The organism is Desnuesiella massiliensis, assembly GCF_001403615.1.
GTDB lineage: Bacteria > Bacillota > Clostridia > Clostridiales > Clostridiaceae > Desnuesiella > Desnuesiella massiliensis.
On record NZ_LN879456.1, the window covers coordinates 1,159,981 to 1,186,700 of the forward strand.

At 31.0% G+C, this 26,720-nt stretch carries 23 protein-coding genes; 6 read left to right on the forward strand and 17 right to left on the reverse strand.

All coding sequences use genetic code 11. The features are described from left to right. Window positions 1-26: 26 nt before the first annotated feature. The 3 genes from BN2665_RS16435 to BN2665_RS16445 form a co-directional block, all read right to left on the reverse strand. A complete protein-coding gene (locus tag BN2665_RS16435; protein ID WP_055668174.1) occupies window positions 27-1,979 on the reverse strand; it encodes a DNA gyrase/topoisomerase IV subunit B in 1,953 nt (650 codons plus the stop codon). A 1-nt stretch (window position 1,980) separates the two neighbouring features. Further along, window positions 1,981-3,051, reverse strand: coding sequence for a tRNA 2-selenouridine(34) synthase MnmH (gene mnmH / locus BN2665_RS16440; RefSeq protein ID WP_055668175.1), 1,071 nt, complete (start codon window positions 3,049-3,051; stop codon window positions 1,981-1,983). A 255-nt stretch (window positions 3,052-3,306) separates the two neighbouring features. Beyond that, the gene (locus BN2665_RS16445; RefSeq protein WP_055668176.1) at window positions 3,307-4,695 is read right to left on the reverse strand and encodes a glycosyltransferase family 2 protein; all 1,389 of its coding nucleotides are present in this window, start codon (window positions 4,693-4,695) and stop codon (window positions 3,307-3,309) included. Window positions 4,696-5,094: 399 nt separating this feature from the next. Between BN2665_RS16445 and BN2665_RS16450 the strand changes: the two genes are divergently transcribed. Further along, window positions 5,095-6,843, forward strand: a complete 1,749-nt coding sequence (locus BN2665_RS16450; RefSeq protein WP_055668177.1) for an ABC transporter ATP-binding protein — start codon at window positions 5,095-5,097, stop codon at window positions 6,841-6,843. Window positions 6,844-6,845: 2 nt separating this feature from the next. After that, window positions 6,846-8,885 carry an ABC transporter ATP-binding protein gene (locus tag BN2665_RS16455; RefSeq protein ID WP_055668178.1) on the forward strand — a complete coding sequence of 680 codons (2,040 nt, stop codon included), beginning with the start codon at window positions 6,846-6,848 and terminating at the stop codon, window positions 8,883-8,885. A gap of 7 nt (window positions 8,886-8,892) precedes the next feature. Here the strand turns inward: BN2665_RS16455 and BN2665_RS16460 are convergent, their stop codons facing one another. Then, window positions 8,893-9,297, reverse strand: coding sequence for a hypothetical protein (locus BN2665_RS16460; RefSeq protein ID WP_195892706.1), 405 nt, complete (start codon window positions 9,295-9,297; stop codon window positions 8,893-8,895). A 280-nt stretch (window positions 9,298-9,577) separates the two neighbouring features. Between BN2665_RS16460 and BN2665_RS16465 the strand changes: the two genes are divergently transcribed. Further along, entirely contained in the window at window positions 9,578-9,898 is a 321-nt protein-coding gene (locus BN2665_RS16465; protein WP_055668180.1) for a hypothetical protein, read from the forward strand. Here BN2665_RS16465 and BN2665_RS16470 read toward each other — a convergent pair. From BN2665_RS16470 to BN2665_RS16520, 11 genes are all read right to left on the reverse strand, one after another. Next, window positions 9,884-10,591: an ABC transporter ATP-binding protein gene (locus tag BN2665_RS16470; protein WP_423229863.1), complete on the reverse strand. Its 708-nt coding sequence runs from the start codon at window positions 10,589-10,591 to the stop codon at window positions 9,884-9,886. The two genes, BN2665_RS16465 and BN2665_RS16470, sit on opposite strands and share 15 nt — an antisense overlap. Before the next feature lie 5 nt (window positions 10,592-10,596). Continuing rightward, window positions 10,597-11,349, reverse strand: coding sequence for an ABC transporter permease (locus tag BN2665_RS16475; RefSeq protein WP_055668181.1), 753 nt, complete (start codon window positions 11,347-11,349; stop codon window positions 10,597-10,599). Continuing rightward, the gene (locus BN2665_RS16480; protein WP_055668182.1) at window positions 11,324-12,307 is read right to left on the reverse strand and encodes an ABC transporter substrate-binding protein; all 984 of its coding nucleotides are present in this window, start codon (window positions 12,305-12,307) and stop codon (window positions 11,324-11,326) included. The genes BN2665_RS16475 and BN2665_RS16480 overlap by 26 nt, the downstream gene beginning before the upstream one ends. Before the next feature lie 18 nt (window positions 12,308-12,325). Continuing rightward, on the reverse strand, window positions 12,326-13,012 hold the full coding sequence (locus BN2665_RS16485) for a DUF554 domain-containing protein (RefSeq protein ID WP_055668183.1): 687 nt from the start codon (window positions 13,010-13,012) through the stop codon (window positions 12,326-12,328). Then, complete coding sequence (locus tag BN2665_RS16490; RefSeq protein ID WP_055668184.1) at window positions 12,993-15,737, reverse strand: sensor domain-containing protein; 2,745 nt, start codon at window positions 15,735-15,737, stop codon at window positions 12,993-12,995. Before BN2665_RS16490 ends, BN2665_RS16485 begins: the two co-directional genes overlap by 20 nt. A gap of 207 nt (window positions 15,738-15,944) precedes the next feature. Continuing rightward, complete coding sequence (locus tag BN2665_RS16495; RefSeq protein WP_055668185.1) at window positions 15,945-16,184, reverse strand: aspartyl-phosphate phosphatase Spo0E family protein; 240 nt, start codon at window positions 16,182-16,184, stop codon at window positions 15,945-15,947. A 152-nt stretch (window positions 16,185-16,336) separates the two neighbouring features. Next, a complete protein-coding gene (locus BN2665_RS16500) occupies window positions 16,337-17,140 on the reverse strand; it encodes a DUF368 domain-containing protein (protein WP_055668186.1) in 804 nt (267 codons plus the stop codon). A 166-nt stretch (window positions 17,141-17,306) separates the two neighbouring features. Further along, complete coding sequence (locus tag BN2665_RS16505) at window positions 17,307-18,062, reverse strand: GNAT family N-acetyltransferase (RefSeq protein WP_055668187.1); 756 nt, start codon at window positions 18,060-18,062, stop codon at window positions 17,307-17,309. A gap of 41 nt (window positions 18,063-18,103) precedes the next feature. Then, window positions 18,104-18,724, reverse strand: a complete 621-nt coding sequence (locus tag BN2665_RS16510; protein ID WP_055668188.1) for a GyrI-like domain-containing protein — start codon at window positions 18,722-18,724, stop codon at window positions 18,104-18,106. 90 nt (window positions 18,725-18,814) lie between these two features. Further along, window positions 18,815-19,726: a helix-turn-helix transcriptional regulator gene (locus tag BN2665_RS16515; RefSeq protein WP_055668189.1), complete on the reverse strand. Its 912-nt coding sequence runs from the start codon at window positions 19,724-19,726 to the stop codon at window positions 18,815-18,817. Between the two features lie 106 nt (window positions 19,727-19,832). After that, window positions 19,833-20,870, reverse strand: coding sequence for a S66 family peptidase (locus BN2665_RS16520; protein WP_055668190.1), 1,038 nt, complete (start codon window positions 20,868-20,870; stop codon window positions 19,833-19,835). A gap of 433 nt (window positions 20,871-21,303) precedes the next feature. On the opposite strand from BN2665_RS16520, the gene BN2665_RS16525 reads away from it, so the two are divergent. Next, window positions 21,304-21,582, forward strand: a complete 279-nt coding sequence (locus tag BN2665_RS16525; RefSeq protein ID WP_055668191.1) for a hypothetical protein — start codon at window positions 21,304-21,306, stop codon at window positions 21,580-21,582. 44 nt (window positions 21,583-21,626) lie between these two features. Here BN2665_RS16525 and BN2665_RS16530 read toward each other — a convergent pair whose 3' ends face one another. Both BN2665_RS16530 and BN2665_RS16535 read right to left on the reverse strand, forming a co-directional pair. Continuing rightward, window positions 21,627-23,093, reverse strand: coding sequence for a glycoside hydrolase family 1 protein (locus BN2665_RS16530; protein ID WP_055668192.1), 1,467 nt, complete (start codon window positions 23,091-23,093; stop codon window positions 21,627-21,629). A 24-nt stretch (window positions 23,094-23,117) separates the two neighbouring features. Further along, the gene (locus BN2665_RS16535) at window positions 23,118-24,539 is read right to left on the reverse strand and encodes a PTS transporter subunit EIIC (RefSeq protein ID WP_055668193.1); all 1,422 of its coding nucleotides are present in this window, start codon (window positions 24,537-24,539) and stop codon (window positions 23,118-23,120) included. A gap of 222 nt (window positions 24,540-24,761) precedes the next feature. On the opposite strand from BN2665_RS16535, the gene BN2665_RS16540 reads away from it, so the two are divergent. Together BN2665_RS16540 and BN2665_RS16545 are read left to right on the forward strand one after the other, a co-directional pair. Continuing rightward, on the forward strand, window positions 24,762-25,769 hold the full coding sequence (locus BN2665_RS16540; protein ID WP_055668194.1) for an AraC family transcriptional regulator: 1,008 nt from the start codon (window positions 24,762-24,764) through the stop codon (window positions 25,767-25,769). Window positions 25,770-25,908: 139 nt separating this feature from the next. Continuing rightward, window positions 25,909-26,487 carry a DUF4878 domain-containing protein gene (locus tag BN2665_RS16545; protein WP_055668195.1) on the forward strand — a complete coding sequence of 193 codons (579 nt, stop codon included), beginning with the start codon at window positions 25,909-25,911 and terminating at the stop codon, window positions 26,485-26,487. Window positions 26,488-26,720 lie beyond the last annotated feature (233 nt).

Sequence of the window (26,720 nt, forward strand, 5' to 3'; positions counted from 1 at the left end):
TATTTTCTACCTTTCTAAAAGCTCTTTTAGAATTCAGCGTATTTATACATATAATTTTTTCTAGGCTCCACTATATCTCCCATAAGCAAAGAAACCATCTTTTCTGCCTTTGAAGCATCTTCAATAGTTACTCTATGAAGAGTCCTTGTTTCAGGATTTAAAGTAGTATCCCAAAGCTGGTCAGCGTTCATTTCTCCTAATCCTTTATATCTTTGAATCAGAGCTCCCTTTCCTATTTCTTTTTTAACTTTACCTAGTTCTTCATCACTATAGGCATATTTATGAACTTCTCCATTTTTGCTTTGTTTATAAACTTTGTATAGAGGCGGTTGAGCAATATAAAGATGTCCATTGGCAATCAAGGCTCTCATATATCTATATATATAGGTCATCCATAGAGTTCTTATATGATAACCATCCACATCCGCATCACTAAGTATTATTATTTTATCATACTTTAAATCTTCTTCATTATAATTATCTAAGGTTCCTGTACCGATAGCAGTGTTAAAAATCTTTAGTTCTTCACTGGCCAATACATTTTCTAGCTTCTGCTTTTCAGTGTTCATTATCTTTCCTTTAGAGGGCATTATAGTCTGAAATCTCCTATCTCTAGCCTGCTTTGCACTTCCTCCTGCGGAATCTCCTTCCACCACGATAAATTCATTTACACCTTTATCTCTTAGAGTACATACGGCAATCTTACCTGCCAAAGGAGCAGTTCCCTTACCAATTTTTTTCTTTTCTGCTTCGTTGATCTTTTTAATTTTCTCTCTTCTTGCTGCTGCTTCCAAGGCATTATTTATTATATTAGTAGCTATTTCCTTGTTATCCTCAATCCATTCGCTTAATTTGGTATAAGCTAAATCATTCATCATAGTATAGGCTTCATTATTACCTAACTTTGTCTTTGTTTGCCCTTCAAAAATTGGATTAGTTATTTTTATTCTTATGATGGCTGTCATACCTTCTCTTAAGTCATCGCCTTCAAAATCTTTATCCTTTTCCTTTATCAAATTTAACTTTTTAGCCCCATCCTTAAAGGCCCTGGTCATGCCTGTCTTAAATCCTGTTTCATGAGTGCCTGCCTCTGTGGTGGGAATATTATTTACGTAACTCGCAATATATTCTGCGGTGGAGTCCGTAAATTGTATACAAACTTCCCCGTACATATCTATTCCCTCTACTTGCCTATCCCCTTCGAATAAAATAGGATTATCATGAAGAGAGGTTTTACTTTCATTTAAGTAATCTATAAAATCTAATAGACCTCTCTCTGAAAAATACTCTTTTATAATAGGCTCTTCTCTTCTTTCATCTATGAGCTTAAGCCTAATACCCTTATTTTGGAAGGCTAACTCCTGAAGCCTTTCATCTATCATTTCAAATTTAAAATCTATTGTAGTGAAAATCTGTTTATCAGGCATAAAAGTTACTCTTGTTCCGCTATCCTTAGTCTCTCCTACTATAGCTAAGGACGTTACCGGAGTTCCTGGCATATTTCTTTTTAATTGCTTATCATAGGAATACTGAAATCTTTGCCTGTAAATATTTCCGTTTTGGTGTACTTCTACTACAAGCCACTCAGATAGTGCATTTACTACAGCAGCTCCAACTCCATGGAGACCTCCAGAGGTCTTATAGTTTTTATTGTTAAATTTCCCACCAGTATGAAGTTCTGTATAAACCATCTCCACTCCAGACTTTTTCTTCACAGGATGGATTCCAGTAGGAATACCTCTTCCATTATCTATTACGGTAACGCTTTTATCCTTATTTAATATTACAGTAGCTTCATTACCGAAGCCATTAGTGATTTCATCTATAGCATTGTCTAATATCTCCCATATGCAATGATGGAGTCCTTTGCTTCCTGTGGATCCAATATACATACCTGGCCTTACTCTTACAGGTTCTAATTTTTCTAGAGATGTTAAATCCGTAACATCATAAGACTGAACATTGCTTATCTCTTCCATGTTAATCCTCCAAATTACCTTTGCAATCTTTTAAAGATGCTTTATAATCTTCAAACCATTGTTCTATAAAAAAGCATCCTTCCTTTATATCGTGTATATTAAAACTTTTTTCATATTTATATTTCTTCATTGAATTTTGATACATAGGATCATAATACTTTACCATGAGTTCTTTGCAAACTTCTTTAAAAGCTTCCTCTTCTACAAGGTTTTTATATCTTTTTATATTTTCGTCACTAATGTGTCTTTTCATTAGCTCTAAGCAATCTAATATCTGCTCTTTAGCATTATCATTAGCGGTATATTCCTCTATAAGTAACCTGGCTCTAAAATCTATATCTGCATCTAAGTATAGATGTATCCCTTCTCTCATTTTATTAAACATGAAATTTGGAATTATTATATTTCCTATTCTTTGACTTTCTCCTTCTATAAATACATAATTGCTCTTTCTATGACTAAGCTCCTCATGTATCAAGGACTCAAATAGCTTTTGACTTCTTTGCTTACCAAGACCCACACTTCCTAGTAATGACCCTCTGTGGTTAGCCGCACATTCTAAATCAATAACATCATAGCCAGAGTTCTTTAGACCCTTTAGTATTTGAGTTTTTCCTACACCAGTTTTACCGTGAATAACAATATAGGTTACATGCTCTTGTAGCTTTGGTAAACTTTCATTTATATAATCCCTGTAGGCTTTATAACCGCCTCTTATTTTATAAGAGTTAATTCCTAGAGAATTTAAAAGAGAACTAATGCTAGAACTCCTCATGCCACCTCTGGCACAAAAGAAAACCAATTTTCCTCTTTTTTTATAATTCTTTAATACCTCATCATAAATAAAAGGAAGTCGAGCTGAAACTGCCTCAATGCCCATTCTCTTAGCCTTCTCTATACTTTCGTTTACGTAAACATACCCAATTTTTTCCCTATCTTCATCGGTAAAAAGCGGTATATTAACAGCTCCAGGTATGGTAGCTTCTTCGTACTCTTTTGAGGTTCTAACATCGATTAATATATGGTCTTTATTTTCACTTAATAATTCACTATATTCTACGGTTTTCAGCATAAATCCTCCTTAAAAAAATTCCTTATCAAAATTATTTCCATTATAAGGATAATCCTTCATCCTAACTCAGAGAAATAACACAGGAATTTAACCTTTATAGTATAAGCTCTAATGTAAATTATGTCAAACTTATGTTCTTATATCATATTAGACTGTTACAATGTATACATTATAAAAAAATATATGATTTTTAACAACAGCTTTTTAGGCATTAAAAAATAACTAGTGCTGGACTAGTTATTTTTTAAGGAGGTGCTATACGTCATATATCCCTATTTGTCTTACATGTTTAGTATGGCTCCACTCCTTATTATTTTTATTTAAAATTCCTTGAATAGTAATAGGTATCCAAGTTAAAGTATAAACTCCATATAAAAGATACCAAATAAACATCTTACATGATTGCTTACCTAAGAACATATATGTCATCAGTAATACTACCAATAGATATGCTAAGTGGTATAAAATTATGGTTATAAGCCCTGCATCGCTTTTTAGGAAATAACTAAATATAAATATATTTAGAGAGTATAATCCCATGAAGGCAAAAAGCTTCTTTGATAGCTTTTTCTCTAACAGCATTACAAAAGGAGTTAATAAAAACTGTAATACGCTGAAGATCTTCCAAGTGCTATCGGAGAATAAATTACTTGTAGCAAATATATATAACCCGCCACTATTGCTTTGAACAAAGTTTAGTATTAAAGAAGCTCCAAGCAAAAGTACTACGAAGGGTTGAATAACATATAAAGCACAGTCAAAAGCCACAAAATCTCTATCTTTTACAGCTTTTTTAATAAGCTTTGTGAAAAATCTACTTGCTACATCTGCAAAGCCCTGCATCCATCTTTTTCTTTGATTCCAAGATTGTTTTAAGGTCAGAGGTTTTTCATCATATACTACGGCTTCATGAGCCCAACCTACCTTATAACCGTTTAATATAAGCTTACAGGTAAACTCTAAATCCTCTGTTAGGCAGGTAGCTCCCCAACCTAATTTTCTTAACACTTCAGTATCAACTACAAAACCTGTACCTCCAATTTGGTTTGATAGACCTAAATTAGTTCTAGCCAATTGAAACAGCCTGCTAGCAGACCAAAAGGAGATGGAGTAAGACTCTGTAATCCACGAATCATGCGGATTTTTACTATCAATATATCCTTGAACTACTTTATAACCCTCACACATGCGTGAGTTCATTTCCTTTAAAAAGTTCGCAGACACTAAGTTGTCAGCATCAAACACTGCTATAGCATCATACTTTTTATTCATCTTGAATAATTTATCAAACATCCATTCAAGAGCGTAACCCTTACCTCTTTTTTCTTTATTAGCTCTTTCAAAAACCTTTGCACCAGCTTCTCTAGCAATAGCTGCAGTGCTATCAGTACAATTATCGGCTATAACAAAAATATCATAAAGCTCTTTAGGATAATCTAGCTTAAGCAAGCTTTCAACAATCTTACCTATAACTATTTCTTCATTATGAGCAGCTACTACTAAGGCAAAGGCTTTTTTAGGATCATAGCTCGCTTTTGTTCTACGCTTATACAACCCAAAAATAGACAGTATTAAATAGTACGATGCTAATATAAACACTGAAATTTGAAAAACCGCGGTAATATTAAGTATGTAATTTCCCATGTTATCCTCCTCTTTTATATATAGAATCCAATTTATATTAATCTTCTATTCCTGCATACAAAATTCTTCAATAATTAAACTCCATTCACGCCATGTTGGTAAATATCGGAAATCTATATATCCTTAAACTCCTTTAACAGTATATCACATGATTTCATCAATATAGGCTTTTAATGAATTTTCATTATTTTGAGTCAATTGAATATAATACGTTTTTCAAATTTATTATGCCCGCAAAAATTATAAATTAACAAAAAATTTAAATATTTTTCAAATAATAATGTTATATTAAAATATTTTCTTAAAAATTAAGAATGATCTTTGAATATATCACCTAGTTATTTTTCAAAAGATATTTTATAATTAATAAGTATTAATTTTTGGAAGGGGGTCCAAATAATGAATAAATTGAAAGCATTATTTAAATATGCATTAAAATATAAAAGACAGTACTTAATCGGTATTTTAGTGCTTATCATAATAGATGCGCTCCATCTTGTTCCGCCAAAAATATTAGGAAGAATTACAGATAGCTTTTCAACAGGACAAGCGGAAAAAAGCTTTATTTTAAAGAATATTGCTCTATTCATTATAGTTGCAATTTTAACTGCTGTAGGTAGATTCGTATGGAGGATTTTAATAGTAGGCACGTCTAAACATATTGAATATGATTTAAGAAATAGTTTTTTTGGTCACTTACAAAAACTTTCAGTTAATTTTTATAATAAAAATAAAACCGGAGACCTAATGGCTTTAGCTACTAACGATTTAAATGCAGTGATTATGGCATTAGGCTTTGGTGTGGTTATGATAATAGATTCCCTTTTCTTATCTGCTATTACCATAATTACTATGCTGACCATAAATGTCAAACTAGCTCTAATTTCATTAATCCCTCTACCATTTATCTCCCTTACCGCTTCGAAATTTGGAAAAAGAATACATAAAAGATTTTTAAAGGTGCAAAAATCCTTTTCAGAGCTTACAGATGTGGTTCAAGAAAATCTTTCTGGTATAAGGATAATAAAGTCTTTTGTGCAGGAAGAAGAAGAATTTAAAAAATTTACTAAGCAAAATCAAAATAACTTTAATACCAATATGAAATTTTCTAAGCTTTGGGGGCTTATGAATCCTTTAGTTGAATTTATATCTTCTCTAGGTTTTGTAATATTTATTGCCTTAGGAGGCTTTTATGTAATATATGGAGAGATCACTCTCGGTGACTTCGTAGCTTTTAATATGTACTTAGGTCAGCTAATTTGGCCTATGATGGCTATAGGTTGGGTTATCAATGTGATTCAAAGGGGATTTGCTTCCTTGGAAAGATTAGAAGCAGTATTGCAGGAAAAACCTGAGATATATGATAATGCTACTCACAATATCCCCTCTATAAATGGGGTTGTAGAAATAAGAGATTTAACCTTCACTTATCCTGGCACTGAGATAGCCGCCCTAAACCATATAAATATCAGAGTAGAAAAAGGACATACCTTAGGCATTGTAGGAAGAACTGGCAGTGGTAAAACTACACTTATAAATTTATTGGTGAAATTATTTGCTGTGGAAGAAGGAAAAATAATCATAAACGGTATAGACATTAACAAAATCCCTCTAAAAACTCTTAGAGAAAACATTGGTTTAGTGTCAGATCCCTTCCTATTTTCCTCTACTATAGCGGAAAACATAAATTTAGCTAAGGACTCACTTAATATGGATGAAGTTCATAAAGCTGCTATAAACTCTGATATATATGATAATATAATAGATTTTCCAAAGAAATTTGAAACCTTGGTTGGTGAACGAGGCGTAACGCTATCTGGTGGACAGAAACAGAGAGTATCCATAGCTAGAGCACTAATTAAAGATCCTGAAATATTGATTCTAGACGATTGCTTATCTGCAGTAGATGCTAAAACAGAGGTGAGAATTTTAGACAACTTAAAATCCATCATGAAGGACAAGACCTCTATAATAATATCTCATAGGATATCAGCAGTCAAAGACAGTGATAATATAATAGTCTTAGATGAAGGAAAAATTATTGAAGAAGGAACTCATGAGGAACTTTTATATAACAAAGGTCTTTATTTTAGCATTTATGAAAAGCAATTGATTGAACAAAAAATACAGGAAGAAGGTGAAGTTTAGCTATGGATAATTTTGAACAAGAAGAGATTCTTTCTAAACAATATGACTCAAAATTGATGAAACGCCTTTTAAAATTTGCTAAACCTTATAGACCTTACTTTTTTGTAGTAATAATCTTAATGGTCCTATCCACTGTTATAGGCTTGGTAAGGCCCGCTTTAATAAAAAATGTTATTGATGAAGATTTAAATGGCTTTAGAAAAAACTATGTAGCAAGTAACTTAAAAATAGAACACTCTGTAAAAATAGGAGAACTGTACTTTATTGGTAAGGATGATGCAACTAAAGATAATTCAAATACCTATTCTTTAGTATACTATGAAAAAAAAGTTTATTTAGTAGAAGGCGAAGTAAATCATAATGCTACTTTTAAAATTAAAGAAGATAATAAAGTATATCAAGGAAGCTATAGCTATAATATATACAAACAACTTGCTAAGGAAGAAATTAAGGCTTTACGCTCAAAAGACCTTAATGGCTTAACAAAGATTGTAATTGTCATTCTTATTAGCTATATACTAGCATTTATTATAAATTATATTCAAATTTATATGCTGCAATTTACTGGACAAAAGATTATTTTTAATATTAGAGAACAACTATTTAAACATATAGAGTCTTTAAATCTCTCCTTTTTTGATAAGACTCCTGTGGGAAAATTGGTTACAAGACTCACCAACGATGTACAAACCTTAAATGAAATGTATACTGGAGTATTGATATATCTAATAAAAGACATATTCATGTTATCAGGTATATTAATAGCCATGCTTTTATTAAATGTTAAACTAGCTCTTATATCCCTAATAACTATGCCCATAATTTTTGTAACTGCAATATTATTTAAAAAATATGATAGAGCAGCCTATAGAAAAGTAAGAGAGCGATTATCTAAAATCAATGCCTTTTTATCTGAGAATATATCCGGTATGAAGGTAGTGCAAATCTATAGCAAAGAAGAAAAGAAATTTAAGGAATTTGATAAGATAAATAATGATTATAAAAAAGCAAATTTAGAACAGCTTACAGTTTTTGCAATATTTAGGCCTACTATTGAGCTTTTATCCTCTTTAACCATGGCCCTGTTAATCTGGTTTGGCGGAATTAAAGTTATAAGTAACGAACTAGAATTTGGCGTGGTCTTTGCATTTGTAAATTATATTACCATGTTTTTTCAGCCCATATTTGATTTAACTGAAAAATATGATATCCTTCAGTCAGCCATGGCCTCCTCTGAAAGGATTTTTGACTTAATGGATAACGACAGCATTATTAAAAATCCCGAAAATCCTGTACTTCTAGAAAGACTTCAAGGAGACATAGAGTTTAAAAATGTTTGGTTTGCTTATAATGATGAAGACTGGGTCTTAAGAGATGTAAGCTTCAAAATCAAAAAAGGAGAAAAAGTAGCTTTTGTAGGGGCCACAGGAGCAGGTAAGACCTCAATTATAAGCTTAATTACAAGGCTTTATGATATTCAAAAGGGAGAGATTTTAATAGACGGTATAGACATAAGAAGCATGAAAAAAGAGCTATTAAGAAAGAATATCGCCACAGTACTTCAAGATGTGTTTCTTTTCACTGGTGATATAAAAAGTAATGTAAGATTAAATGATAATACTATATCTGAAGAATCTGTTATGGATGCCTGTAAATATGTTAATGCAGATAGATTTATCGAAAAGCTTCCCGAAAAATATAATTCTCCTGTAAACGAAAGGGGTACAACCTTCTCCCAAGGTCAAAGACAGCTTATCGCTTTTGCTAGAGCTATTGCCTTTAATCCTCCAATTCTTGTGCTAGATGAGGCTACCTCTAATATAGATACAGAGACAGAAGTTCTTATACAAGATGCCTTAGAAAAAATAACTAAGGATAGAACTACAATTATAGTAGCTCACAGACTTTCTACTATAAAAAATTGTAATAAAATCATAGTTCTTCATAAAGGGAAAATAAGAGAGGAAGGCAGTCATGAAGCTTTAATGAAAAAAGAAGGCTTGTACTATAATCTGTATAAGCTTCAATATAAAGAAGGTTAAGAGCTGTTTAATCAGCTCTTTCTCCTGTTATTCTAAAATTAATTTTAATATTATCTCCATCAATTCTTGTAATAACTAGACTATATTGATATTGTAAAATTACATCTTCAATGACCTGGTTATATCGGCTATTTATAATATAAACCTCATCCTCACTTTTGGTAATTAAGTAATAAGTACTATTTTTTTTATTGAAAAATAAATTCTCCCATTCTTGTAGTTTCAAATTTCTATTTCTTATATTAAAATTTACCCCCTGCTTATGGAGTAATGATGTTAAAGTCTCATATTGTAGTTTTAAAGATTTATTTTCCTGCAGTAGAATATTTAAGCTATCTCTATTCTCCTTTAAGGATTTTTTATCTTTTATTAACCTTTCGTTTAGGTCTTTATTCTTTTCTATTAAATTCAAAAATTCTTTTTCTTTTATTCTAGTATAAAAGTGTTGGAATTTATTATTAAAATTTTTATTAATAACACTTCCTCCCTTCAATGTTCCCTATAGGAGGATGTGAAAAACATAGGTGCTCTTTTTCGCGGACCGCTGGTGGGACTCCACGCGCGGTGTAGCGAAACCTATAGAGTACCTTTTTTCACAGTCTCCTATAAGTAACAAAAATCTCTTTACTGTTTAATATCTTTTGTATTATTATTGAACATATAATCCTTATTATTTATTAGGGGGGTTTTGAATGGAAATCATAAATAAAATCCTTGAAGCAATAACTGAATTTATTTTACATACAGCTAAAGTTATAAAGCAATATACAATGAAAATACTTAAGAATTTAGATTTAATATTTAAATCTAAAAAAACTATAGACAGTTCCTATGATAACAAAATAAAAGAGCTTATAGAGCAAAATAACCTGTTAGAAACAGAACTAAAAAAAATATCAAAAGAAAACTTAGAGTGTGAGCATGAAAAAAATGCAGTATTAAAGGAGAATTTAGCCTTAGAGCATAATATAAATTTGCTACAAGAATTAATATTAGAATCAAAGAATCAATAAACTCTCTATTTCCTCCTTTAAGCTTTTAAAATCCTGACTATTTTCTATGGAATTTTCTAATTTAGTAGTATTTATAATCTCTTTTTTTATTTTAGTAGGCTTATTGCTAAGTATAAATATCCTATCTCCTAAGATACAGGCTTCTTCCACATCATGAGTTACTAATATTACGGTTTTAGGATACAATTTTTGAAGTTTTAAAAAATCCTTTATTATAATATTTTTCGAATTTAAATCTAAGGACTTAAAGGGTTCGTCCATTATTAATAATTCTGAATTATAAGCAAAGGCTCTGCCTATGCTTACCTTTTGCCTCATTCCACCACTTAATTTACTAGGATAAAAGTGGCTATATTCCTTCATATCTAAATTTTCTAAGTAGGTATTTATTATTATTTTCCTTTCACTGCTCTTCAGCTTATTCTTTAGCACAAAGTCAATATTATCATAGACAGTTTTCCAAGGAATAAGATTATCTTCTTGAAAAATATAGCTTATCTCACCTTTTATTTTTTCTATACAGCCTTCATCGGGTTCTAAAATTCCAGAAATAAGCTTTAGCAAAGTGGTTTTTCCACAGCCTGAGGGTCCTAAAATGCAGTTTATTTTCAACCTTTCTACATTAAGATTTATGCCATCTAATACTTTTAGATCTTCATAGTTTTTTGTAATATTATGCAAATAAAAACTCAATAAAATCACTTCCATTTTACAGTATGAGAAATAATGCTGTTTAAAACTAAATCAATTAAAAAATTCAGTAATACCACAATAATCATCCAAGCAAATACCCCAGAGGTATTTAAATATACTTTTTCTAACTGAATATATCCGCCTATAGAGTTCTTCGCCTGCCCCACCACTTCTCCTGCTATAACTACTTTTATGGTAAGGCCTAGCACTGTAGCGAAGGTATCTGCTACATAATAATATATATGAGGAATATAAACCTCCTTAACTATTGCAGCCTTACTTACTTTATAAACCTTACACATATTGATAAGATTAGTATCCATGTTTTTTATACTGGTAACTATGCTTCCATACAATATAGGAAAAGTAATTATAAATCCTATGAATATTGGCGCTTTGTCCGTATCTAGCCATATTAATGCTAAAATTATAATTCCCATGGTAGGAAGAGATTTAAATACAGATAAAAGGGGCAATAACATATAATGAAACTTTTCAAAAAGTCCACCCAGAACTCCTAGCATAACTGCAAAAAAAAGAGAAATTAAGAAGCTTAAAAAGCTTCTTAATAAAGTGGAGCTAATTACTAAAATTATATCTCCTTTATTTACTATTTCTCCTAGACTTAATAAAGTGGTTTCTATCTTAGGCACAATGATTTCATTATTAATTACTATAGCGCCCACCTGCCATATTACAAGTATCATCACTATAGATATTAGGGAATACTTCTTATTTGTACAAAAATAATCCTTCATCAGGAACTTTTCCTCCTATGGATTTAGGCTCAAAGCTTTGCAATACATTATAATATTTTTCATAATCTTCTCTAGAGTCCTTTGAGCTCACAAATTTTAGATTAGCCCTATCTAGAGCCTTTTCTGCTACGGATTTGTTTATATTTAATTTGAGCTCTTCTATGTAACTTCCAAGTTTATCCCTGTTATTATTAGCCCAGTTAATACTTTCATCATAAGTTTTTATAAACTCATCTACAAAAGCCTTGTTTTTTTCTACAAGCTCCTTTTTTATTATAAGAGTGGATTGAGGATATCCAAGTTTACTTCCCGTTAGATTAATCCATTCCTTATTTAAGTCGAATAATATTTTTGTATCAGTCTTTTTCATCATTACTGTAGTCAGCATAGGCTCTGGAATTACACATAGAGTACTTTTGCCTGAAATAAATGCAGGAGCCAGCTCTGTAGCCGCATTTAAATAGGTTATTTTTAAGTCCTTATCTGGATCTATTTTATTACTGTTTAATATATATCTAAACATAATGTCTGGAGTTAGTCCTTTGCCTATGGAATAAATTTCTTTGCCTTTTAATTCCGACCAAGATTTTACATTTTCATTGGAAATCAAATATAAGGATCCCCATCCACCAGTTCCTGCTACCACATATTTCAATCCTTTATTATAGGCTTGTGCAGCTAAATTTGAAGGGACTACTGCTATATCCGCTTCACTATTTAAAACCTTTGTCACTAAATTATCCGAGGTACTCTGAACCTCATAAATTATATTTACATCTTTTATTTTTGTAGAATCCTTCATCATTTTTGTCATAGTTAGTGCTGGTAATCCTTCAGGCATAAACACCTTAACATCTTTTATTGGCTCCACCTTAGATTCCTTCACCTTATTAGAACTACATCCTCCAAAAATAAACATAAATACTATTATAAATACTAAACTTTTGTATTTCTTCATACGCTCGTCTCCTTTTGACTAAAAAAATATCATATTTATAAATTGATAAATAATAGGAATGAATACTGCTGGTAATAAATTTGCTACTTTTATATTTCCTATTTTTAACATATTAATGCTTAATCCAATAATAAGCAAGCTTCCTATAGAGGTTATATCATTTATCACATTTGGAGTTAATAAAAGAGTCAAAAATGATGCTCCTAAGGTTATAGCTCCTTGATAAACCAAGACACTAAAGGCGGAAAATATAACTCCTATACCAAGAGATGATGCAAAAATAATAGAAGAAACTCCATCTAAAATAGATTTAGCAAATAAGGTTTTATGCTCACCACTTAATCCGCTTTCTAAGGAACCAACAATAGCCATAGCTCCAACACAGAATAATAAGCTGGCAGTTACAAAGCCTTCTGAAATTTTTCCTTTTTTGCCTTTAAACTTATTTTCTATTACTTCTCCTAAGCTCCTTAATTTCTCTTCAATATCAATAGCTTCTCCCACAAGAGAGCCTAACACCACGGATATTATTATGAGCATTACATTTTGTCCCTTTAAAGCTCCTGATATTCCAATGTATAATACACAAAGGGCTAAGCCTTGCATAACCGTTGCGCTTATCTTCTCTGGTATACCTTTTTTTAAAGATATACCTATAAATCCACCTATAAGTATGGCTAAAGAATTAACTATAGTTGCTATCATCCTGAACCTCCTGTATATAATTTATATATTGGTGAGAATCTATAGGAGGACTAAAATAATATCCTTGAATCTCATCACAATTAGCAGCTTTCATAAAAGCTAGTTGTTCTTCTGTTTCTACTCCCTCTGCAATAACCTTTAAACCCAAACTATGAGAAAGATCAATAATTATCTTTGCTATAGCGCCATCGTCTTTTATAGGATAATCCTTAATAAACTGCCTGTCTATTTTTAACTTGTCAAAGGGTAAGTCCCTTAAATAACCTAAAGAGGAATAGCCTGTACCAAAATCATCTATAGCTATACGCACACCCATAGCTTTTAGTTTACTCAGCGTCTCTTTTATATCACTTATATTCTCTAACACTATGCCTTCAGTAATTTCAATCTCCAAATTTTTTGCTTGGAAGTTTTCTCTGCTCAATATTTTTCCGATAGTTTTAACAATATCTGATTTTTTAAATTGAATAGGAGATATATTTACAGAAACCACCATATCTTCAAAGCCTACAGCTATCCATTGCTTGGCTTCTTTTATGGCTTCTCTTATTACCCACTCTCCTATAGGGATGATAAGCTCTGTTTTTTCTGCAATACTTATAAATTTATCTGGTGGAATTCTTCCTAACTCCTTACTATTCCATCTTATAAGTGCTTCGGCCCCTTCTACTTTTCCAGTGATAATATTTATTTGAGGCTGATATTGAAGAATAAATTCTTCTTTCTCTAAGGCCGTTCTCAATAAAGATTCTAATTTTATGTAATATAAGTAATTTTCTTTTAAGCCTTGGCTATAAAATTTGTAACTATTTAAGTTCTCCTCTTGAACATAATTTCGTGCTATATTAGCTAACTCTACTAATTCCTCACCACTGTTAGAATTTTCAGGACTTAAGGAAATACCTATGGAAGCCTCGCAAAATACTGCTACACCATCAAGAGTCAAGGGCTTCTTTATAGATTTAAGTATCTTAGAACATATGCTAGCGATTTCATCCTCATTTGAGACACTGTTTATTAAGACCATAAATTCATCCTTTGCTACTCTTGATACTATTCCTTTTCCAGCAGTTTCCAAGCTAATCCTATTTACTATTTCAACTATAAATTCCTTAGAATATTTAACTCCAAGGATGTCATTTATGCTATTAAAATTGCTTATTATAATAGAAATAATAGCTTTTCTCTTATTACTCTCTTTATTTAAAGTTCTATTCAATAATTTCATAAAAAACTGCTGATTAGGTAATCCTGTAGTGGCATCATAATTTCTTAATTTATTTATGTGATTTTCATCCTTTTTCATTTTGGTCATATCCTGAAATACGCCTATGTATTGAAGCTTATCGCCAATTTTTAAAGTATTTATAGTTAAAAACTTAGGATATATCTCTCCATTCTTCTTTCTGTCCCATATTTCTCCCTGCCATCTTCCAAATCTACTTATTGAATTCCACATATCCTCATAAAACTTTCGGTCATGCCTACCTGACTTAAAAGAAGAGGTTTTATTACCTAACACTTCTCCCTTTGTAAAGCCAGTAATCCTAGTAAAAGACTTATTAACATATATAATCTTTGTTTGCTCATCTGTAACTAAGATAGCTTCATTGGCATTCTCAAATACCGTAAAAGCTAGCTCAACTTTTTCTGAAGCTTCATCCTTATAATAATTTATTATGGCTGCAATAAAAACTACTATAATAACTAAAAGAAAGGTTATAGAGCTTAAAACAATTATAGTATTGAGCTCTGAATTAACGGAAGGAAGTAAATTGCTTAAAGGATAGTCAATAACTAAATTCCAACTGCTATCAGCATTAAAAAGTTTTATAATATTATTTGCATCAAATTTAACAGGACTTATGTTGCAAAAATAATATAGGTTTTTATTATCTTTATAATGGCCCTGACTATTATTTTTTACCTTTTCCCACAAATCAGGTATTTCATTGCTTAGTGAAATCTGACTTTTATTGTTCATAAAGCTCCAATCCTTGCTCTCAAGGCCGCTTTTTATGTATCCGCCAGTATTATTTACTAATATGAATCTAAATTCTTTATTATTATCTTCGAATTTTTTTATTTGGTCTAATATTTTTTGTCCAAAATAGCTTAAAACAATGTATCCTTTTTTTTCATGATTTAAGTATACAGGCATTCCAAATCTTATGATAGGTTTTTTAGGCTCTCCTATGTTACCATTCTCCAAATTTAAATCAAAGGGAGATATATATATTTCATTTTCAGCGCATTTTTCTATTTCTTTAAAATAGTAGCTCTCTCTTTTATTTTGAAGGTTTTCATCTAAAATAATAGAGGCTTTTTCATTGTTTAAGTCAGTTCTACTTATCTCCTTACCCTTTAAATCTAAAAATCTCACTTGGTTATATATTTTTTTATTAACAGCAAATCTGTAGAACATATTATCCATACTTAACTTACTGTTCAAAGTCTGATTTTCTAAATAATCAGTAATATCATTAGATTGCCTTATTATTTCCATATCAGAAATAACACTGCTTAACATATTCTGAACATTATACTTTAATATTTCCCCTTGTTCACTTTGTTTTATTTTAACTTTTTCTATACTATTATGGTTTTGCCAATTATAGATTAAAATAAAAACACATATAAATATTATAATTACTGGAATAAAAAATATAAAAAAGCTTTTCAAAACCTTTTTATAGTTCAGTTTACTTTCTAATAATCTCCCCATGCCATTCCCCTCTTCACGAATATCGATGTATTTAAATAGTTAAACCATAGTGATATTTCCATTATAGAACAATTAATTTATAGTGTCTAATATTTGTTAGTGAGTACGGAGAAACAAGTGCTAATATGATTATAAAGTTAAAGGTCTTAAAATTCCTTAAATCTAGAAATTTTAAGACCTTTAAATACAATATATATTCAATAAACCTTAGTCTTTGCATAACGCAAGCTCACCTAAATTATAATTCATTATTCTTTTTTCGTTACATATACTGTCATATAGCTTATTATACTTGTTAAGAAGCTTGTCCATTTCCATGCTAACTCTTAGTTTTTGATCGAAGTCCACATTTTCATTAATATAAGTTTCATTTAAAGTATTTCTCAGTAATTCAATTTTTGCACTTAAATTTTTAAGCTTAATATTAATGTCTGGGTATTTTTTCATAAATCTACACCTCCCAGAATTTTGTGAATTTATAAATATAATTATACATAGTTTTTTCAAAAAATAAATATGGCATTTATTAATTTTTTGAAAATTTTAAAAATTATAAATAATATCCACAAATAATAATTACAAACAATATGGAAAGTTTTTTAAAACTCTTTCTTGCCCATCCAAAATATAAGTGCAAATCCAATAGCTAGAGATAATATGGACCAAATTGCTTGAAATCCATTTGGCATTCCAGGATATATGGGCAGCACCGATCCTAGTACAAAACCTAATATTAACATATAGGTTTTACCTGGATATTTTTTCAAAAGTGTTTCTATAGTCTTAGTTGTGGCTATAGTTCCAATAATAACTCCAATACCTAAGGGTATTAAAAATGGTACATTAAATGTATTAATAGCATTTAATGTCACATCATAGAGTCCTAAAATAAGTAGCATGAAAGAACCACTAATTCCAGGAAGTATCAATGCAACAGCAATTATAATGCCTGCAATGATTAAAAATATAAATCCCTTACTTCCTCCAGCTGTAGCCATGGCACTTGTAGCTTCTGGTTCAAGAGACATAAGCAGCGCTATTATAAGTCCTATAATGAGAAATAAGAAATCACTTTTTTTCTTTTCGCCAGAAGTGGCTCTCTTGTAAAGTACTGGCACTCCTCCAGCTACTACTCCAATAAAGAAAAATCCCATCTGTATAGGATAGGTATTAAGAGCTTTCTCTACAATTCGACTAAATAATAGAAGTCCTACAAGTCCCCCTAATCCTATCTCTATGAGTAAAATACTATGTTTTTTCCAATTTTCAAAAAACGAACCTATGGCATGTATTAAATTATCATATACTCCTAAAATTATTGCCATGGTTCCTCCACTCACTCCTGGAACTAATGTGGACACGCTAATTGCAATTCCTTTTAAAAAATTTATAAAACTTTTCATGAGTTTCCTCCTTATTCTGCCTTTCATTAAAGCATTACTTAAGTTATCTGATTTACATAAACCTTCCTTAAGACTATTATATTATAACATATAATAAAATAAAAAAGGCTAGGCAAAAGTTTATTATCTTAGCCTAACCTTTTATTTATAAAAATACAGCCTGTTTTTATATCTGATCTATTATACTTTTAAATTTCTTAGGATTAATCTCATGAGTAATAAACTTTCCTTTATAGAAAAGAGAGTAATTAGTATAAGCACAGGGATTATGTCTAGCATCTTCTCTATTAACTAACTTAATAGCCTCATATGTGCAATTATTATCCTTTGCTATGTCCTTTTGAAGAACATTCACATAGTAATCAGTAAAAGGGCAGGCATCGGAATAATAAATTTTAAACCCTCCATTATCATCACAAATCCCCTCTCTCACAGAAGGTAAAAATTTTGGATCATCAGCCTCCTCCTTAAGCTTTAGATATAGCAATTCAAAATAAGGCTTAGCTTTATCTATCACTGAAAATCCATATTTAATAAAAAATTTTTTATCGCTGATATAAGGTCTTTTCTTATCACTACATAAAGTAACTATACCATCCTTGCCATCTTTTATAGAAGCATTTATACATTGATCTAATAATTGCTTTCCATAGCCTTTTCCTGAATATTTGCCAGATACCCAAAAGCAGTTTACTACCATATAATTAGGTGCATCTATGGGAAGATAGGCTATTTCTGAAGGACAATACTCTATGAACACCTTAGCCCTCTCGTCTAATTTTGTAAACACATACCCTTTTTCTATTTGTTCCTTAAGCCATAGTTTTTTATTCTCATAGCCCTGTTTGCACTTTTTATCTGAAATAGCACAGCATATATGTTCATCCTTTATATTTTCTTTATTCAAAGTAATAAAATTCATGTTAACATCCCTTTCAACTCTAAAAATATATTAATAATCACTTATATCTTCTCAATAGGCTGACGGATTATTGTTTTCATTTTTTCTGGAGCACATTTTCTTGGGTCATTTAAATATATCTCATGGTGCAGACCTTTAAGCTTATATCCCTTTCCATCAATAAAACTGTGAAGTCTCTCTATAGTAGGTGCTTCATCAGCATAGGGACCAATATGCATAATTTGAGCAACAATACCTTCCTCATGTTCCTTGTACTCTATCTTAGAAAGTGAATTTAATTGTTTCTTTTTAGCTATCTCATCTAATGCTTTACTTACATAATTTTCTGTAACCACATCTGGCTGCATTATCATGGCACACCACTTCCATATATCTTTATTATATATAGAAAAATCCTTCATATCTTCGGTCCACCATAAGCCCTCTAAAGGCATTACTCCATAATTAATTTTTAACTCACTTTTTTTAATCATAAATTTAATGCCATAAGAAACACTGAACAATGCTTGTACAGCGTCTTCGTATTCCTTTGAGGTATTTGGATTGCCATTACCCTTTATCATAAGGTAGTTAAATCTTGGTACCTCCAATATAGATATCTCCTTTTCAGACTGGCTATATAGTTCTTTGAATATCTTTTTATAATCCCTCTTATCTTCCATAAATTTTCCTCCTAGCTCATCCTCATTTAGTTTAAAACTATACTATAATTATAATTAAGCTAATATGACAATAGTTTGTCATATTAAAATTTACTTATGATAAATATTTATTGCTTCTTTCATTCTATTTACGATATTTTCCTTTATATGAGCTGGTTCTAACACTTCAACATATGCTCCAAAAGAAAGTATATATCCATATACCCACTCATCCTCTGGAAAACTAACTTCTACATCGTAGGTATTATCTTCATTCTTAACTATTAGTTTATTATCAAAATCATCAAACGCCCTATATAGAGCTTTAGCCTTAAACCTAAGCCTTAAAGTAACCATGTTTTTAGGTAGTTCATTATACTCTAAGATATGCGTAGTTTGGGTCTCTCTTCTCTCATAGGATTCACCTGTAAAAGTAAGCTTTTTAATTCTTGAAATTCTAAAAACTCGAAAATCCTTTTTTCCTCTGCAATAACCATATAGATACCATGCCTGTGCCTTATACATAAGCTTCATGGGTTCAATACTCCTATTGCTCGTATCACCAAGGCTATTTATATAATCAAAATTAATAACTAATCTTTTAAGTATAGCCTCCCTTATATTTATAAACTTATCATTGTCGTTTGGATTGCTGCCCCATTGTGAAAAGTCTACTTGCACCCAATCTTCTATTTTGTCATCATTAAAGATGCTGCTAAATCTTTCAATAGCTGACTTAATTTTAGGATATCTTGTTGCCTCTAAAGTCTTTAGGGCCAAAATTAAACTTTCCTTATCTTCCTTAGATAAAATAGCACTACTTACAGAGTAATTCTCAAGAAGAGATATGCCTCCCCCATTTCCTTTACTCATATAAACCGGAACTCCAGCTGCGGATAATTCTTCAATGTCTCTATAAATAGTCCTTGTGGAAACTCCAAATCTTTCAGCCAGTTCTTTTGAAGTTATAATTTTTCTGTTAAGAAGTAATACCGTTATCTCAATGAGCCTATTTATTTTCATATTCATCACCTTAGAATAATTATAGCACTTATATATGACATAAGTTTGTCATATATAAGTGCTACTAAAAATTATTTTATAGTACAAATCTTTCTTGATAGTAAAATTATATCACACCTGATTCTATAATACTAAAGCTCTGTGTTGAACAATTAATTTCCGCCATAGCTCCATAGGGTAATACATTCATAGGCGCAGTGTGACCAAAATTCATATTATACAAAATGGGCAAATCATAGAGTTTTAATTCTTCTCTTATAACCTTTATGATTACTTTTTTATATTCTTCATAATAAAGATTATCATAAGGTTTACCAAAAATTATACCCTTAGCCTTCTGCAAAATTTCCATAGAACCATAACTACGTAACCAATACTCAACGTAGGTTGGACTAGGTTTATCTTCCGAGGTTTCAAAGAATAATATGCTGTTTTCCCAAGTTTTTAGCTCAGGCCACACCTCAGTTCCTTTTAACATTTCTAGTACTTCCATGCAGCCTCCAATTAAATGTCCTTGTACCTTACCTTTGCCTTGTAATAATTCATATCCTGCATTTTTATGTGTTTCTCTCTGTATAAATTTATTCTTTTCTTCCCAAGGTAAATACTCACTTGTCCATATAGGAGAGGATTCTATGCCACCTATAGCAGTATTATCAAAGAGACTCTTTTCTATCCAGTGCTTAGTATAATCAAACATTTTAACATTCTCTGCAAATTCAGATAAAATAGCTGGTCCATAAAAACTTGATAGTCCCGCTTTAAGGCAAATAAAATGTGTAACTGTAGTATCAGAATATCCTATAAAAATCTTTGGATTATTTCTTATCACATTATAGTCAATATAAGGCAGCATCCTCACGCTTTCATAACCACCAATGCAAGAAAAAATAGCTTTAATTGTAGGATCCGAAAATGCTGCCATGAGATCTTCTGCTCTTTTTTCAGGATTATTATATAAATAATCTGAACCTTTAAGTGTATTAGGCATCTCTACTACATTTAGTCCAAACTCTTCTTCTAGCCTTTTCTTTCCAACCACATATCTCCATAATACATCAGCATCACCTGCACCTCCCCAAGATAAACTGATGGCAGCTACTTTATCTCCTGGTTTTAATGCTGTAGGCTTAGTTAAAAACATATACTCCACCTTCCTTTAACAGTTCTCTTTATTTAACCTCATACCATGTTATTGACTCATTATAACTTATAAGCATAGACTAACGCAAAATAGTTTATATGCTATAAATTTTTTAATGCTCTTAAAATTTTTATAATCTATCAATAAATATTATAATTTAGGCATCACAAAAAAATAAAAAAGCAGCTGGAAAGGGGGACTAACCAGCTGCTTTGTAAAGGGGGTTACTTGTTTATTAACTATGGTTTTATTATATACATTATTTATGACATTTGTATGTCAATATTAAATATTATTTGTTAATAAAAATTTCCTCAATATCCATGGCTAATATTCAACAATATACCACGGACTTTTATTATTCTAATTACTTTATTAATCCTAATAATAATGATATATTTAAAATAAAGGGCAATGCAAAAGGAGGCTATATATGAAAAAATTTATATTTATTCTGATTTTAATCCTTGTTATTTTTTCATTACTAACCTTATTGCTTAATCATTATTTCAAGAAAAGAAAATTTATTAAATATATACCTTCTATAATAATGTTTCTACTTGCTGTATATACCTTCTATGTTGCAAAAACCTCTACAGAAGGATTTTTAGACATAGCTTATATTTTATTAACCATCATGAGTATAGTAGGACTTGCATCCTCACTAGTTACAGCTTTTGTACTAGATTTTATACAAAGAAGAAAGCATTAACGCAAAAGGGTGTCCCTTTATTTTAAGGAACACCCCTTTTGCATTTATTCTAAGTCTTCTCCATTTGAAGCTATTACTTTCTTATACCAATAGAATGAATCTTTCCTTATTCTGTTTAATGTTCCATTCCCATGGTCATCTTGATCCACATATATGAATCCATACCTTTTAGACATTTCCGATGTACCGCAGCTAATGAGATCAATGCATCCCCAAGTGGTATATCCTATTAGGTCAACACCATCGGTAATGGCTTCTTTCATCTGCTCTATGTGCTCACGTAAATAGTCAATGCGATAAGGATCATGTACCGAGCCGTCTTCCTCCACTTTATCAATGGCTCCAAGACCATTTTCAACTACAAATAGAGGTACTCTAAATCTATCATATAATCTATTCAGTGTAATTCTCAAACCTATGGCATCAATAGGCCAATCCCATTCTGTCATCTTAAGATGAGGATTCTTTTGAGTTCCTACAAGATTTCCTGAAGCCAATTCCCCGTCTCCGCCTTCTGAGGCTATATAGGTCATATAATAACTTATAGCTACAAAATCTGCAGTATTTTCTTTTAGAATTTTTTCATCTTCTGGCTCCATTTTTATGCTTACACCATTTTCTTCAAAGTATCTATACATATACTTTGGATATTCTCCCCTTACTAGCACTTCAGGGTAGAATACATTGAGCTGATCATCATGCAGAGCCTGCAATTGATCTTCTGGCTTTGAAGTAGCGGCATAGGTTTCTAACCTTGCAATCATGCAACCAATTTTTGCATCCGGTATTATTTTTCTGCAAAGCTTGGTAGCTAAAGCACTGGCTAAGAGCTGATGATGGCTAGCTTGATACTTTATTTGCATAGGATTTTTCTCTAGAGATCTATCTGAGATTACTCCTGCGCAAGTGAATGGGCTAACAAGCATCATATTTAGCTCGTTAAAAGGTACCCAATATTTCACTCTACCCTTATATCTTTCAAGTATTACCTCTGCAAACCTTAGATAGTCATCAATAGCCTTTCTGCTTTCAAAACCATTATATTTTTGAACTAAATTTATAGGCATTTCGTAATGAGTTATTGTTACCAGAGGTTCAATGCCATATTTCTCTAATTCATCAAATATCTTATCATAAAACATTAAGCCAGCTTCATTTGGACTTTCATCATCCCCATTTGGAAATATACGCGGCCAAGCAATAGAAAGCCTGTACACTTTAAAGCCCATTTCTGCAAATAATGCGATATCCTCTTTATATCTATGATAAAAGTCAACTCCACTTCTCTTTGGAAAGTATTCAGTAGAATCATCTTTAAGATATTCCTCTAGCTGCTTTGATGTAACTTCAATCTTCATGTTATCATTGCTATGGGTTCTAGATTTAAGTGGTACCATATCAGATGTAGATAAACCTTTTCCATCCACATTATATGCACCTTCTACCTGACTAGCAGCAGTGGCACCTCCCCATAAAAAGTCCTTGGGAAAATTTTTTCTTACTTTTGTCATGAGAAAACCTCCTAATAATCTATGTTATATTTCTTTTTTAGCTATATCTATATCTTCAAATCCAAGTACTAAAGTTAGTATAAAGGATACTATGAAACTTAGTATTATACCCAATAGGGCCAGTAAAAAATTCTTAAGAGCACCATCCGGTGATATATAAGTTGGAAGAGCTATAAGACCAGGTATAACAAATCCAAAGGTCTTTAACCCAAAGGCTATTACTATGGAAGCAGAAATTCCTCCAGCAATCATAGCCGCATAAAAAGGTTTCTTTAGCTTTAAATTAACACCAAACATCGCCGGCTCCGTGGTTCCTAACAGTGCAGATATACCACTTGATACAGCCACAGATTTTAAAGTTTTATTCTTAGTTCTAAGTGCAACGGCGAAAACTGAACCAGCCTGAGCTAGATTTGTAACCAAGTTCACTGGTAAATAACCAGCATCAAAACCAAAGGTTCCAAGGTTTTGAATCATTATAGGGAACATTCCATAGTGCATTCCAGTCATTACAATAATAGGATTAAAAAAGCCTATTAATAGCCCAGCAAGGAATCCTGCGTTTTCAAAGAGCCAATTCATCCCTATTGCTAAGTAATTTCCTAAGTAATTACCAAGAGGCGCTATAAGGATTAAAACTATGGGCACAGTTATAAGCAGCGTTATTGTTGGTGTAAGTACTAATTTCAAGGATTTTGGAATAAATCTATCTATGGCTTTATATATATAGCTCATTAATATAATACTGAGTATAATTGGAAAAACAGTAGAGCTATAGTTTACTATTGGTACCGGAATAGATAAAAATTTAATAGGATCTAATTGCCCTGCCTTTGCTGCGTCTATTATAGTTGGATACATCAATGAACCTGCCACCACAATACCTAGAAATTCGTTTACATTAAACTTTCTAGACACGGATACAGCCAATAAGAATGGTAAAAAGTAAAAGGCAGAATCTGCTATAATGCTTAATATCTTATAAGTGCCGCTGGTATCAGCTACCCATCCAGCTACTACAAACAAAGCTAATATACCTTTCATCATACCTGCACCTATTATGGCGGGTAGGATTGGCTGGAAGGAACTTGATATAGTATCTAAAATAAGACCTCCTATATTCTTTATACCTTTTTCTTTTTTAGCTTCTTTGAATCCACTAGACTTTTCATTATCCTTAATTTCAATGCCATTAGGTTCTAAGTTTAAAATTTTTTCTACTTCTGAAAATACATTATTTACGTTATTTCCAATAATTATTTGAAATTGGCCACTTTTAAAGGTAGTTCCTATAACGCCTTCTAAATTCTCAATAGCTTTACTATTGGCCTTACTATCATCCTTTAAATTAAAACGTATACGGGTTATACAGTGAATTGCTTTAACAATATTCTCTTCTCCACCAGATAATTCAATTATACTTTTTGCTAAATCATTATTATTCATATTCATCTACCTTTCTTAATAATAAAATAATACTCCCTAGGCGCCTTAAAGTATTCTTTGAAAGCATATATTTACAAATTGATTTAAATATAAGTTATAATACTGAATATAAAATGATTTATAAATTCTTCTTTAACTATAATTATAAATATTAAAAGAAATCAAACAATTACATATAAACATAGATTTACTTACAAAATTACAGATTACATGGAGGTAAAAATGAACTATCAAGAGTTAGATGTTTATTTAAGAAGATTGACCAACAGTGAAAAATGGCACCTAGGGAACCCAGATAAAATAAGCGAATTTTATAAAAAAGTAGATAAAGTTAAGGTAAACAATTCTCAAGTATACTTATTTGACTTTGGAATTAGACTAAAAAAAGAAAATATAACAGTAAATAAAGATACTAGATTCACCTATATTCCAGAACACATCAATGCAGATATTATGATGAGTTACATATACTCAGGTAGCTGCAGTTATAAAATTGATAAAAAAACTATAGTACTAAACGAAGGGGATTTTTGCCTGTTCGATACAAATGTGATTCACAGCACCTTACCTATAGGCGAGAACGATATAGTTATAAGTATTGCAATGACCAAAGCCTTTTTTAATACCAGCTTTCTCAGCAGGCTTTCTAATGAAGGAATCATAACTAGTTTTTTAATAAACTCCATATTAGAGGATCAAAATCATAATAAGTATATAGTATTTAATTCAAATAAAGATTCTAAAATAAACTACTTAATGAAAAATTTACTCTGTGAGTACCTTGATAGGGATATTTGCTACAATGAAGTTATAGACTCCTATATAATAATTATATTTTCAGAGCTTGTTAGAATATTTAATATAAATAATACAAACGAAAAGTACTTAGACTTAAAAAAATCTGCAACCATAATTGATATGCTGCAGTACATAGAAAATAATTATATAGATTGTACATTAAGTTCCATGGCCGCTCACTTTGGGTATAATTCCAATTATCTGAGTAATTTATTAAAAAATAAAACCGGAAAAACCTTTGGCGAGTTGAAGTTAGAGCACCAGATGAAGGAAGCAAGTATGCTCATAACTAATTCTGAAAAGCCTATATACGAAATAGCTTTAGACGTGGGATTTTCTAATCTAGGATTTTTTTATAAGAGATTTAGAAAAATGTTTAATGAGAGCCCTCAAGAACATAGAGATAATTATTTTATGAAAAATAAATATTAAATTTCAGTGTGTAAGCAATCAGTTAGCTGTAGGGAAAGAAAAAAAGCTTAACACAGTAATTTTTACATAATCTTTGTTTACATACCATTATTTTACTTGTATAATGGTTATTGGACAAAATTTGAGGGGGAAATATAATATGAAAAAGTTATTTAAAAAATTATTAGCTTTATCTTTACTTTCAATGGTAATCTTATCCTTTACAGGTTGTGGAGCAAAACCTGATGCAGCTGTTAAAGGCTTTCTTGACACAGTAAAAAAACAAGATTTTAGTGCTGCGGCTAAATATATGAGCAACGAAAATGATAAAAGTGAGTTTGAATATGATAGTAAGGAACAAGAGCAGATGATTAAAGCTGTATTCTCTAAGCTCGATTATGAGATTATATCAACAAGCAAAAATGGTAATACAGCTACTGTTAAGGCTAAAATAACTTCCTGTGACTTACCAAAAATATCTGCAAAAACCATAGCTGACTTGCTTCCAACTATGTTAGCTTCTGCATTCGATGAAAAGAAGGATGAAAAGAAACAAGAAGAGATGATTCTACAGTCTTTTCTAAATTCTATTAATGCTCCAGATGCTCCAAAAACAGTTACAGAAGTTGATATTAAACTGGTTAAAGATAAAAATAGTTGGTTAATTGAGGGTAATGATGACTTATTAAATGCTATGACTGGCAACTTTGCTAAAATAACTGATACTTTAAATAAATAACAAAAGGATTATTATTTTTAAAAATTAGCTTCTCTTTAGAGATAATATAGTTAAACCCTTGAAAATTCAAGGGTTTAACTTATTTCTATGATCTCTTCCTTTTAAGTATGAGTACAAAGCATGCAAGTATTGCTAAGATTCCTAACTTTATCAAATTGTAATATGACCGTTAATTCTTGTATAAGCATCCCAAGGGCTAATATCATGTGTGCATACGCCATATATATGGACAG